10 protein-coding genes are annotated in these 12,995 nt (G+C 41.1%); 1 reads left to right on the top strand and 9 read right to left on the bottom strand.

All coding sequences use genetic code 11. The annotated features are described in order from the left end of the window. Positions 1 to 204: 204 nt before the first annotated feature. The 9 genes from dnaX to seqA form a co-directional block, all read right to left on the bottom strand. Positions 205 to 2,295 carry a DNA polymerase III subunit gamma/tau gene (gene dnaX / locus L5B90_RS09265; RefSeq protein WP_265762729.1) on the bottom strand — a complete coding sequence of 697 codons (2,091 nt, stop codon included), beginning with the start codon at positions 2,293 to 2,295 and terminating at the stop codon, positions 205 to 207. Between the two features lie 21 nt (positions 2,296 to 2,316). Then, positions 2,317 to 2,859 carry an adenine phosphoribosyltransferase gene (gene apt / locus L5B90_RS09260; protein ID WP_250363373.1) on the bottom strand — a complete coding sequence of 181 codons (543 nt, stop codon included), beginning with the start codon at positions 2,857 to 2,859 and terminating at the stop codon, positions 2,317 to 2,319. 81 nt (positions 2,860 to 2,940) lie between these two features. Next, complete coding sequence (lpxM, locus tag L5B90_RS09255) at positions 2,941 to 3,894, bottom strand: lauroyl-Kdo(2)-lipid IV(A) myristoyltransferase (RefSeq protein WP_250363374.1); 954 nt, start codon at positions 3,892 to 3,894, stop codon at positions 2,941 to 2,943. 10 nt (positions 3,895 to 3,904) lie between these two features. After that, positions 3,905 to 4,669 carry a TSUP family transporter gene (locus L5B90_RS09250; RefSeq protein WP_250363375.1) on the bottom strand — a complete coding sequence of 255 codons (765 nt, stop codon included), beginning with the start codon at positions 4,667 to 4,669 and terminating at the stop codon, positions 3,905 to 3,907. Positions 4,670 to 4,691: 22 nt separating this feature from the next. Next, positions 4,692 to 5,549 (bottom strand): penicillin-insensitive murein endopeptidase, encoded by an 858-nt coding sequence (gene mepA, locus L5B90_RS09245; protein WP_265762728.1) that lies wholly within the window; start codon positions 5,547 to 5,549, stop codon positions 4,692 to 4,694. Continuing rightward, positions 5,546 to 6,628, bottom strand: coding sequence for a chorismate synthase (aroC, locus tag L5B90_RS09240; RefSeq protein ID WP_265762727.1), 1,083 nt, complete (start codon positions 6,626 to 6,628; stop codon positions 5,546 to 5,548). Before aroC ends, mepA begins: the two co-directional genes overlap by 4 nt. Before the next feature lie 21 nt (positions 6,629 to 6,649). Further along, positions 6,650 to 9,964, bottom strand: a complete 3,315-nt coding sequence (gene mscK, locus L5B90_RS09235) for a mechanosensitive channel MscK (RefSeq protein ID WP_265762726.1) — start codon at positions 9,962 to 9,964, stop codon at positions 6,650 to 6,652. A 1-nt stretch (position 9,965) separates the two neighbouring features. Continuing rightward, positions 9,966 to 11,372: an o-succinylbenzoate--CoA ligase gene (menE, locus tag L5B90_RS09230; protein WP_265762725.1), complete on the bottom strand. Its 1,407-nt coding sequence runs from the start codon at positions 11,370 to 11,372 to the stop codon at positions 9,966 to 9,968. An 11-nt stretch (positions 11,373 to 11,383) separates the two neighbouring features. After that, a complete protein-coding gene (seqA, locus tag L5B90_RS09225) occupies positions 11,384 to 12,016 on the bottom strand; it encodes a replication initiation negative regulator SeqA (protein WP_265762724.1) in 633 nt (210 codons plus the stop codon). Between the two features lie 79 nt (positions 12,017 to 12,095). Between seqA and L5B90_RS09220 the strand changes: the two genes are divergently transcribed. Continuing rightward, the gene (locus L5B90_RS09220; protein WP_265762723.1) at positions 12,096 to 12,881 is read left to right on the top strand and encodes an alpha/beta fold hydrolase; all 786 of its coding nucleotides are present in this window, start codon (positions 12,096 to 12,098) and stop codon (positions 12,879 to 12,881) included. Positions 12,882 to 12,995 lie beyond the last annotated feature (114 nt).

The raw sequence follows: 12,995 nt of genomic DNA, 5'->3' as shown, positions 1-12,995 counted from the left end.
AAATATATTGTTGCAGTTTATGTGATCTTCCGCACAGTTTTTATGCAAGGATTGATAAAAAAGATCCGTCAATCCGATCCTTATACTTCTTTATGGGTATTTCGCGTGGTCAATATAACAATGAAGTGATGATTTTTTAAGCGAAAAAATGCCCTAATTTATCACCGCACTTTATTTTTTAGCCATAAACTGCGTTTCAAATGATTAAACTGGACGAACACTATCAAGTGCCAATACGCCATCAAATTCTTCGCAGAAGCGCTGTAAACGTTCATCTGCTTGTAAATTTTCTCGCGCCTGTTCGCTTAACTCTTGGTAGATTTGTTTACGGTAGTCCATTGGGGTGAGCTGTTGGAGATCTGCATTAGTTTCCACAGAAAGTGCCACATCTTGCTGATAAAATTGACTTAAGGCTGTTTGTAACTGAATGCGAAGTTTTTCATTATTCAGATGCAATTTATCTCGGTGCAAGCCTAGCTGAATTTGGTTTTCACTCTGGCTTAAAATTACGCAATTCATTGCCATTTGTTTTGCCAAGCCTGAAATAGCTAACTGTTCGATAATATCCGTCCATTTATCCTTCGCTTTTGCCATAGTCAGTACTTTTTCTTTTAGTTCTGGCGTTGTATTTTCTAAAATGGCTTTGCGAATTTCTGACGGACTTGCATTATCCTGTTCTTCTGCCATTGCTGGATTGCTCCAGTTCCAACGGTAGTTTTCAGCTAAATTGAGATCATCTTCCTGATCAAGATCAGCAGAAAAATCTGGCTGATTTTGCACCGCACTTTGAATGACAGGCATATCCATTGGTGGTATCTCTGCTTCTAGCGGTTGAGGAATTGATGGCTGAGAAATCTGCTGATGGATAGATCGCCCAGTGTTTTTCTGCTGGCTAAATTTGCGTTCTACCACAGGGAGATCCGTCACTTGATTGGTATTAGTGTTTTTTTTTTCGCTCGTTACCGGGGAAGAAAGTTGATCCAATGCATCCATCACTTCTAACGCTGCATTACTCATCGCAGAAGATGGACGATTTGATGTTGAATGTCCTTGTGGTTGCGCAACAAATTGCGTTGTTTTTGATTCTGGATGTGCCTTAAATTGTTGCGATACCACGGGCATTTCCACTAATTTTGTGTGATTTTGTACCGCACTTTGCACTGAATTCTGGGAGGAATTCACTTGTTCCACTGGTTGCATTTCAGGCGCTGCTTGGATAAGTTTAGGGTGAAAAGCCAACGCACGTAGTAAAATCATTTCTACGCCCATTCGCTGGGTTGGTGCAAAGGAAAGCTCTTTCTGTCCGTTTAAGATAATTTGATAGAAAAATTGCACATCTTCTGGTGGAAGGTGTTTTGCCAAAAAGCCAATATGGCTTTCATCACTAATTTGCGCCTGTGGTAGCAATTGACACATTGCAATTTTATGCAGGTTTTCTGCCACAGCTTTTAACAATTCGTTCCAATCACCGCCTTTTTCCGCCACCGCTTGAATTGCCTTCATTAAGCCTTCGCCGTTACCTTGCTGTAAGGCATACAAAATATCAATAGGCTGGCTATCATCGAGTAAGCCAAGCATTGTATTTACCACATCAAGGGTAATATTCGCGTTGCTCATTGCAATAGCTTGATCTGTTAAGCTTAGACTATCACGGATACTGCCTTGTGCGGCTTTCGCTAATTTTTCAATGGCAAGCGGTTCAAAAGGGATCTTCTCTTGCTGTAAAATAAAGGCTAAATGATCGGCAATTTGTTGCTGATCAAGTGCTTTAAGATGAAATTGAATACAACGTGATAAAATAGTAATCGGTAATTTCTGCGGATCTGTGGTTGCCAGTAAGAATTTGACATATTCAGGCGGTTCTTCAAGGGTTTTCAGTAACGCATTGAAAGAATGACGAGAGAGCATATGCACTTCGTCAATTAAATACACTTTATAACGCCCTTGCACCGGTTTATATTGCACATTATCAAGCAGTTCACGGGTGTCTTCTACCTTAGTACGTGAAGCGGCATCAATCTCAATAAGATCGATAAAACGCCCTTCTTCAATGGCTTTGCAATGCTCACAAACCCCACAAGGATTCGCTGTTACCCCTTCAACACAATTCAATCCTTTTGCGAACAGGCGAGCAATCGAAGTTTTCCCCACGCCACGCGTTCCCGAAAAAAGATAGGCGTGATGTAAGCGATTTTCATTCAATCCGTTAGCAAGTGCAGTAAGAACAGGTTTCTGTCCTACTACATCGGAGAACTTTTGCGGTCGCCATTTTCTTGCTAATACTTGATAACTCATTGCTTGCTCGCTTAGGATAAATTAGTGTCCGTCAAAATTCACTAAGGAAAATGGCGTTACCCCTAAATCACGTAACCGTTGTTCACCACCGAGTTCAGGTAAATTAATGACGAAAGCGGCATTTTTCACTTCCCCACCTAAACGTTCAACCAATTTCACGGTAGCTTCTACCGTACCACCTGTGGCTAATAAATCATCAATAATCAATACGTTATCGCCTGATTGAATAGAATCAGTGTGAATTTCTAAGGTATCTTGACCATATTCTAATTGATAGGATTGGGCAATCGTTTCACGAGGTAATTTACCTGGTTTACGCACTAATACAAAAGGAACATTTAACGCTAATGCCACGGGTGCACCAAAAATAAAACCACGGCTTTCTGTGCCAATAACTTTATTGATCCCTTTGTCTTTGTATTGCGCCACGATTAAATCAATAGTTGCCTTGAACGCCTCTGGGACTTCAACGAGGCTTGTAATATCACGAAAGATAATGCCTTCTTTCGGGTAGTTTGGAATAGATTTGATCGATGATTTAATCAGTTCTAATTGTTTGTTCATTTTCTTACCTAAAGTGCGGTCAAATTTTCGACCGTTTTCTATAAAAAAGAGCGGCACGCATATTACCACAGATTATTTAATTTAACGATAAATATCCGCACCATCTTTTCTGGTTTTTAATAAACGTAAAATCCATACATATTGCTCTGGCGTTGGGGTTACAAATTGCTCAATTTCTTTGTTCATTTCCCGTGCCATTTGTGCGGGATCTTCGCTGATTGGCATTGGTGGATGAATTTCCATTTCATATTTGCCCCGCTCTGCGTTATAACGAGGAAACATTGGGATCACCACGGCTTTAGCAAGTTTTGCCATTTTATTCAGCCCCGGTAAAGTGGCTTTATAAGTGGCAAAAAAATCAGCATATTCACTTAATTCTTCGCCATAATCTTCATCGGGCAAATAATACCCCATTTCGCCTTTTTTGACCGCATTAAGAAAGGGTTTGATCCCATTTTGACGAGCGTGCATTTTTCCGCCAAAACGCTGACGTGCCATTGTCCATAGCCAATCCACTAAGGGATTACGATGTGGATTATACATCGACGTCATTGGCATTCCATAAGTATGTAAAATAATACCCGAAGCATCAATTGCCCAACCGTGTGGCACCATTAAAATAATATTATGACCTGCCGATTTGGCCTGCTGAATAACGTCTAAACCAATAAATTCACTACGCTGTTGCAAATGTTTTTTGGAACGCAATGCAATTTCCCCAATGCCCAGCATCACTTGGCTTACGGTGATGAACATTTCGTCAATCACCTTTTCGCGTTGCTCTTCTGTCCAATCAGGAAAGCAATATTGTAAATTCACGCTCGCTCTATGACGTTGTTTTTTTGCTTTTTGCGCTACAATTAAACCAATTTTCGCCGCAAGCTTATCCCTGAAACGAAAAGGTATAAAGGCGAATAACGCCAAAGCCAAAATACCTAGCCAAACAGCCCAATATTTTGGCAATAAAAACGCCCATTGCCATTTGGGATCATAGCCTATGCGCGCGGTTAAACGTACATCATCTTGTTGTGTCATAAATCCTCAACTACCCAAACCAGCCTTGATCATAGGCCATTTTAGCCGTCATAATGAAAGACATCACCACCACCATCGGACGAATTAGCTGTTTGCCCTTGCTTAATACCATTTTCGCGCCTAAGTTTGCGCCAATAATCTGCCCTAACATCATTACCAGCCCGGCTTCCCACCAGATTTGCCCGCCAATCAGAAATAACAAAAGTGCGGCAATATTTGAGGTGAAATTTAATACTTTGGCGTGAGCAGTCGCTTTAGCAAGATTAAAACCCAATAACGTTACAAAAGCTAAACTCAATAGTGAACCTGTTCCGGGTCCGAAGAAACCGTCATAAAAACCGATCCCAAATCCCGCACTAAAGGCAAACGTTGCGTAAGAAATGCGTTTATGGCGATCTTCATCGCCCAAATTTGGCGTAAATAAAAAATACAGACCAATTGCGAGGACTAAAAAGGGGATAACCTTTTTAATCAATGCACTATCAACGAGCTGAATAAGTAGCGTGCCAAACACTGCGCCGATAAATGTCATCAGCACCAGTAACCAAATGGCGCTTAAATCTACCGCTTTTTTACGTAAAAAATAAAAACTTGCGGAAAAAGATCCGCCACAAGCCTGCAATTTGTTTGTGCCTAATGCCATTGCTGGGGGGATGCCTGTCATCAATAACGCGGGAATGGTAATTAAGCCACCACCACCTGCAATGGCGTCAATAAACCCCGCAATTAATGCGACAACAAATAATAAGGCAATAAGGTTGAGGCTGATTTCCATTTTTCGTTCCTATCTCGAAGGATTATTCCAACCATTCACTTTGGTTTGGTGAGCTGCTCACTTGCTGACATAAAAAAGGTTCAGGTGGACGTGGTTTGGGCTTCACACTGCCTGTTGATGGTTTGGCAGGTTTAAACCAAGAATATAACTCTTCACCACAGCCTTCACCCACAGGAATGGGGGCTTGATTTTCACAATATTTAGCGCCTTGCGGACAAGTTAAACGAACGTGAAAATGCGAATCGTGACCAAACCAAGGACGGATTTTTTGTAGCCAGCTACGATCCCCGCGTACCGTTTGACAAAGTTTCACTTTAATCGCTGGATTGACAAAAATACGCGCCACTTGCTTATCTTGTGCGGCTAGACGGATTAGATTGACGTGATTTTCTGTCCATACAGAATCATCAACACGCTGTGCTTTACGATCCACCACTAACAAGCCCATTCCCGCTGGGTTTTGTGCATCTTTATCGGATAAACGTCCTAAGCGTAGCCAAATATCCGCATCCAAGCCCATTTGATGGCTGGCGTGTCCAGTAAGAAAACGTCCGCCCCCCGGCATCGCAATATCGCCGATAAGCATTGTTGGAATCCCCGCTTGCTTCACTTTTTTACCTAGACGCTGTAAATAGGCAATCATATCAGGGTGTCCATAATAACGGTTTTTACTTGTCCGAATCACTTGGTATCCTTCCCCATTAAATGGCAAGGGTTTAGCCCCAATGATACAGCCATTACTATATGAGCCAACTGGCTCAGGTTCACCTGAGATAGGACGTTTTACTTTTTGCCAATATTCTGGACTAGCTATGACACTGCTAGTCGAAAAAATGCCACAAAAAAGCACCGCACTGACTAATTGAATTAACTTTTTCATTTACATTGAGCCTTAAATCTTAATAGGTGATCGAGTAAAACAATGGCGGTCATTGCTTCTGCAATCGGCACGGCACGAATCCCTACACAAGGATCGTGGCGTCCTTTGGTGATAACTTCCACGGCTTCATTATTTAAATTGACGGAACGTCCCGCAATGGTGATGCTAGATGTTGGTTTTAGTGCAATCGTCGCAATAATGGGTTGTCCAGAGCTGATCCCGCCCAAAATACCACCTGCGTGGTTAGAACAAAAACCTTCTGGCGTCATTTCATCGCGGTGCTGCGTGCCTTTTTGTTCCACCACCGCAAAACCATCGCCAATTTCTACCGCTTTCACTGCGTTAATGCCCATTAAGGCGTGTGCCAAATCCGCATCAAGGCGATCGAAAACCGGTTCACCTAAGCCAACTGGCACATTTTCTGCCACCACCGTTAATTTAGCACCAATCGAATTGCCTTCTTTTTTTAGTTCACGGATTAATTCATCAAATTTTTCCACCGCACTTCGATCTGGGCTAAAAAAGGGATTACTGTTTACTTGTTGCCAATCAATTTGTGTAATGTCCTCTACGGTTTTGGGATCGATGTTCACTGAGCCAATTTGTGAGAGGTAACCGCGTACTTCAATGCCAAAATGTTCACGTAAATATTTTTTCGCAATTGCCCCAGCCGCCACTCTCATCGCGGTTTCTCGTGCAGAAGAACGTCCACCTCCGCGATAATCACGCAAACCGTATTTTTGTTGATAAGTATAATCAGCGTGTCCCGGGCGGAAACGATCTTTAATTTCACCATAATCTTGTGAGCGTTGATCGGCATTTTTAATGATCATTCCAATGCTCGTACCTGTGGTTTTTCCTTCAAACACCCCAGAAAGAATTTGCACTTCATCATCTTCTCGTCTTGCGGTGGTATAGCGAGAGGTGCCGGGTTTACGGCGATCTAAATCAGGTTGGATATCCTGTTCAGATAGCTCAAGCCCCGGTGGAATACCGTCCACAATACAGCCCAAAGCAATGCCGTGCGATTCGCCAAAAGTGGTTACTCGAAAAAGTTGTCCGATGCTGTTTCCTGCCATTATTTTTCCTTCTGTTATTCCTTATGATTTTGCTAAATTTTCTGACATAATTTGTACTTCTTGTGCCGTTGCTTGATTTTTAATAAAGACATCAAGCTGATTAAAGGCGATTTCTACATTATGTTCTGCGAAGAGTTCATCAATTCGACGATTGAGATGATCGATCGTCATCGTTCTTTCATTAAGATTGCCCACATAAACCCGTAGTTCATGATCTAATGTACTTGCCCCAAAGACAAGGAAGTATGCCATAGGCTCAGGATCTTTCAACACATATTCACATTCATCTGCCGCTTGTAATAATAAACGTTTAACTAATTCCAGATCCGATCCATACGCTACGCCCACGTTAATCACCACACGAGTCATCGAATCTGTTAATGCCCAGTTAATTAAACGCTCTGTCACAAAGGCTTTATTTGGCACAATCACTTCTTTTTTATCAAAATCAATTAATGTGGTTGAGCGGATACGGATTTTTGAAACCGTACCAGAATATTCTCCAATCGTTACCACATCACCAATGCGCACTGGACGTTCAAATAAAATAATAATCCCTGAAATAAAGTTAGCAAAAATTTCCTGTAAACCAAAACCTAAACCAACAGAAAGTGCGGCAAATAACCATTGTAATTTAGACCACGACATTCCCAACACGGAAAAAGCCGCCCCTCCGCCTAATGCAACGATAAAGTAGGTTAATAATGTGGTAATCGTATAAGGGGTACCCTGTGAAAAACTGACTCGAGAGAAAATTAAGACTTCCAGCAAACCCGCGATATTTTTAACGATCGCATACGTCCCTATCAGGATAATTAAGGCAAATAACAAATTAAGTAAGGTTATTGATTCGGTTACCGTTCCTGAATCTGTCGTAACTTGTTGCTGCCATAAGGTTACGCCTTCAAGATAATAAGCTACGGTAATAAGATCTGACCAAACCCAATAAAATAAACCAAATAAGCTCACCCAAAGTAATAGATCAACGATACTTTTTACTTGGCTTTTGACTTGTGAAATATTCAGTACTTCTTCTTGTTGAATTTCCGAATTTAGCTCATTATCACTATTCTCTTCTTTTTGCGCTTGCATTTGCTCACGCTTTTCTAATAAACGACGATAAGATAATCGACGTGCTGACACGGTAAAACTACGATAAATCACATCTTTTGCGATCATCCAAAGCACCAATACAAAATAAGAAGACATTAAATGTTCCATCAAATTAAGTGCGGTGTAATAGTACCCCATTATAATCAACACAATTAATGCTATCGGCGCAATCACAAGTAAAATACGAGCAAATTTAAATAAATAGCTCCGCTCACCTGCTTGTTCTTGGGTTTTCTGATAAATACTTACCGCATAGCGTAAACGTGGCCCTACGATAAAAAGGGAAATCACTAAAATTGAAATGGTTAGCACTTCCCCGATCACATCATTCGTAATCCCCGTATCTAAATGGGTAAAAATCGAGGCATTCAGCCATAACGCATAGATCCAAACTGAACGTTTAGAAACGGAATAAAATAGCTGCACATTATATTGCGGCATATTAAAGTGGCGATAGGCTAATCCATTTGGGCGTAGCATTGCCAAAATAAACGCAAAGAACAACCAATACCCCGCCATTTTTAAAGACCACAACCAAAACGGTTCTGGATTTTCAAAACAGATTGACGCAATTAAAATTAAAAGAGAAAGAAAAATCAGTGTAGAACGCAAACATAAGATTAACGTCCATAAAATCGCCTCGGGGGTATAATGCTGGCGTTCACCTCTTAATGTATTGATTTTACTGTTAATATAAGCCAAGCGTTGGGTGATTTTTTCTTTACGCCACTGAATCAATGCCGCCAAAAGCAAAAGTAGAATAACCTGCAACACCGTTGGCACGAAGTTATCCTTCCAGTTCGCGAAATTGATCAAGCTTTTAATATCTTGCAACTGGTATTTCACTTTTGGCAAGAAATTAGTAAACCAATCCATATCCAACGGTGGATTACTTCTCACCCAGAAACTTTGCTGTTGTAATTTGCCCTGCAAAGCATCACTAATTGCCGTAACCTGCTGTTGGTTTAACTCGATATTAATCGCTAAATTTAGCTGATTATTCAGGTTCGTAATGGAATCTGACAATAATTTACGCCGCTCTTGTAAAATTGCAGTCAGCTGATTTTTTTCATCGTCCGTTAAATGTGCGTTGGCGTTTTTTTCTAAACTGACAATGTAGCTTTGGGTATCATATAAATTATCGCGCAACTCAGTTAAATCAAAAATTTGCACGCGTAAATCCGTAATCTGCTTTGCCAGCCCACGAATCATTTGATCTTGCGGTAAAAGTTGCTTTTGCTTATTGATAATACGTGAAAGCACTAACGTTCCTTGTAACGCACTAATTTGCTCGTTAATGTTTCGCTCTGTTTGTTGCAAATTATCCAGCACACTTTTTATCCGTAAGCTATCTTGTGATAGCACATTTAACTGCGCTGTCTGTTTTACCAAATCTTGGCTAATTCGCACATTTTGGTTTTGTTGTTCAACAATGATAGGATTGCTATCTTGCACATTCGTTTGCGATTGTTTTAACTGCTCTGCCTGCTCACGGGTTTCTTGCAAATTCTTTTCATTAATCACTTCTTGTAGCATTGCTAATTTTGTTTGCAACTGCTGCTGCATCAAGGTTTTTTGCTCTAATTGAATGGTATAAAGCGAAGTCAAATCATTATTGCCTTGCAATAACATTTGATTATAGCTGTTTTGCAAGCCGATCAATGCCAGCTCTGTTTCGAGCTTATTTTTTTCTACGGAATCTCCCGCACTAATGCCAAAGAGTAATTTATCAATTTCTTGTGAACGAATTAAATTCGCGCTCAATGCAGACTGCGCACGTTCAGGTGCGGCGCGTTGGCTCACTAACTGAGCATTAATTGCACCCAAATCCGCTTGGATTTGCTGTAAATGTTGCTGAGTAGCCATAGATTGTGTTTGCAACTCAGCCAACGATAATTTCTCAAACGCTTTTACCGTAACCGGTGAGGCATTTTTTAATTTATCTACCGCCGCCTGTAAAGCCGCAACCTGACTAGGGGCATTCTCCACAGATTGACTTAATGATGCGTTATCCGCTTTCTGCTTTTCAATATTTCCAAGCAACGTGAGGGTTTCTTCAAGATTTTGCACCAAGATTTTATTATTGACATCCGTTTGATCGGCCTCTTTTGCCGCGGCAAGCTGTGTTTGAATATCCGCTTCTTTTGGTAAATCTGCCCAACTTGTAGAAGCCCAAGCCAAGGACAGAAAAAAGATCGCCCAAATACGTTCAATTATTTTCATTTTATTTTCCTAATAATTCTTTTAAAGCCATTTTTAACGCATTACGCGAAATTTTAATCGTTCCCTGTTGCTGGCATTGTGCCACATCTAATGGAAAATAGTGTATCGGTTGTTTAAATTTTTCTAATCGCGAAGCAAGCCAAATTCGTAAATTTTCCACCGCACTTTGGCTAAATTCATCAATAAACTCAACCATTGCCACAGGGCGTTGCCCAAATTCCATATCCTCCACGGGCAGGATAACGACTTGTTTTACCTTAGGATAATGCAAAATAACCCGTTCAATTTCTTCAGGCTGAATATTTTCTCCGCCTGAAATAAACATATTGTCTAATCGCCCTAAAACGCATAGCTCATCATTTTGCCATTCACCGAGATCTTTGGTGTGAAGCCAACCGTCTTGTTGAACCAAAGGCAATATTTCACCCTGTTGCCAATAACCTAGCCCAAGCCCTGCACCACGCAAACAAATTTCTCCCTCAATCAGCGCAAGTTCTCGACCTTTGAGGGGTAAGCCCACACCACGATATTGATCGCTTTTTTTCGCACAGACTGTGGATGCCATTTCTGTCATTCCATAACCAGAATAACAAGTCAGACGATATTGTGCCGCCTGCTGCGTTAAGGCAAGGGGAATATGGCTGCCCCCTAATAAAATGTGCTGAGTATGTTCAGTCTGTTCAGAACGTTGTTGCAAATAAGTGAGAAAGCGTTGCAATTGTGTTGGCACAAGAGATAAATGTGAAACCTCAGCCGCGGCGGAATAAAAATTCTCATTCGGCAAATGCAATCTTGCTCCCGCGTGCAACCAGCGCCATACAATGCCTTGCCCTGAAACGTGATATAACGGTAAAGAAAGCAACCACGCATTTTCTGCCCCAAATGCCATTAATTCGCACACGCCTTGCGCATTATCCAAATGTCCTTGCAGGCTATGCACCACCGCTTTAGGGCTGCCCGTTGAACCGGATGTGAGTGTCATTGTCGCTGGACGATTGGGATCATAAGCCGCCGTGCAATTTTTTTTAGCTTGCGAAGCCGTAACGGATACAACAAGTGCGGTGCAATTTTGCAATATTTTTTCGCCCTTAGGATCATAATAAAAATGTACATCCGCATTTTCACATAATTGGGTAATCTTTTCTTCTGGAAAAGCCGGATTAATCCCCAACACTCTCGCGCCCAATTGAATCCCTGCTAAATAGGCAAGCAAGAGCGCAAAACTATTTTTTCCGCATAAGGCAATCCCCTCACCAACATTCACTCCTTGCTGAGAAAATGCCTGTGCCACAGTATTAATTTTTTCACTCAGTTGCTGCCAAGAAAAAAGTTCGCCTTGCTCATTGCGCAAGGCTACTTTATGTTGATAATCAGGCTGGGCGGCATAATGTTGCCAAAGATATGTCATTGTAATGCCAATTAATTTACTGTGAAAAATGTGCGCACTTCGTCAATCAATTCTTCTGGCAAGTGCATTGATTGCATTGCACCTTCCAACATTAACATTTTACGACCACTATTTGTATTGGTGATCACCCAATATGGCGTATTAGGAATTTGTTTTGGCTTAGTGTGATTCCCCGCCATTAACAATGTCCCCTCATCACGGGCAAAGTACACGCGCGTACGCCCTTGTAAGGATTCCGTAGCCTGTGCAAAACTTTCTGGATTGGTGCGATAAAGCACGCGTAAAATAGCCAAGAAGCGTACCACCGCTTTGCTTTCTTGCTGGAAATCAGTGGACTGGATCAACTCACGCACCTTGCTAACCACTTTTTGGATCGCCTCATCAGATTGCTTTTTCGTTGCCACTTTTTCTTTTGCGGCTGGTTTTTCTTCCACTTTTTCATTATCTCGTGCTAATTCGTTGGAAATTTCCACCGCACTTTGATTATCAGCAGAAAGGTTTGGTGCAAAGGTCACATTATGATCAGTACGCACCGCAGAAAAATTGAGTAAACGGCGTAAAATATCAGAAGCACTTTCACCGATAGATCGGGTTTGGCTGGCTATGTATTGATAAAGTTCTTCATCTACTTCAATAATTTTCATTTTTTCTCTCCAGTTGCTTGATCTCTTTACGCTTTTGCAACATTATAACGATTTATTTTCAAATACTCACGCAAAAATTATGTCGCAAACGCAATTACTCAATTTTCAATTTCATCAATTAAAACAACCTACTAGCAACCCAACCTTAGTGTTTATTCACGGATTATTTGGCGATATGAATAATTTAGGGGTAATCGCCCGAGCCTTTGCGGAAAATTACCCTATTTTACGCCTAGATTTACGCAATCACGGACAGAGTTTTCATTCTGAATCAATGAATTATGATTTAATGGCGGAAGACCTATTAGCCACCATTGAACAGTTAGATCTTAAACAGGTAATCTTGATCGGGCATTCCATGGGGGGAAAAACTGCAATGAAAGCGGCAAGCCTTCGCCCTGATTTAGTGAAAAAATTGATCGTTATTGATATTGCACCAGTGAAATATGGCGAACACGGACATAATAGCGTATTTGATGGTCTTTTCGCCGTGAAAGAAGCTCACGTTGACACTCGCCAGCAAGCCAAACCAATATTAGCTCAACACATACCAGAAGAAAGCATTCAGCAATTTATGTTGAAATCCTTTGATGCACAATCTACTGAAAAATTTCGCTTTAATTTGACCGCACTGAAACAAAATTATTCTCACCTTATGGATTGGCAAGATTGTTTTTACCCCAACCCGACTCTATTTATCAAAGGTGGACAATCTGATTATATTCAGCCTGAATATAGCAAGCAGATTTTAGCCCAATTCCCCCAAGCCAGCTCTTTCACCATTAACGGCAGTGGACATTGGGTACACGCCGAAAAACCTGAAGCGATTATTCGCATTATTCAGCGTTTTTTAGATAGCCAATAACAATCTCACCAATCAAAGGTTGAGGGTTTTAATCAACTATGAATTGTGATATAGTTCGCGGCGATGAGTAGTTGTAGCTTATCATTCTCAATTAGCTACATTTTAACCAGTTCA

Source organism: Avibacterium sp. 20-129 (genome assembly GCF_026226845.1).
Lineage (GTDB): Bacteria > Pseudomonadota > Gammaproteobacteria > Enterobacterales > Pasteurellaceae > Avibacterium.
The sequence above is the reverse complement of the archived record's forward strand: the minus strand, read 5'-3'. Positions and strand labels throughout refer to the sequence as shown.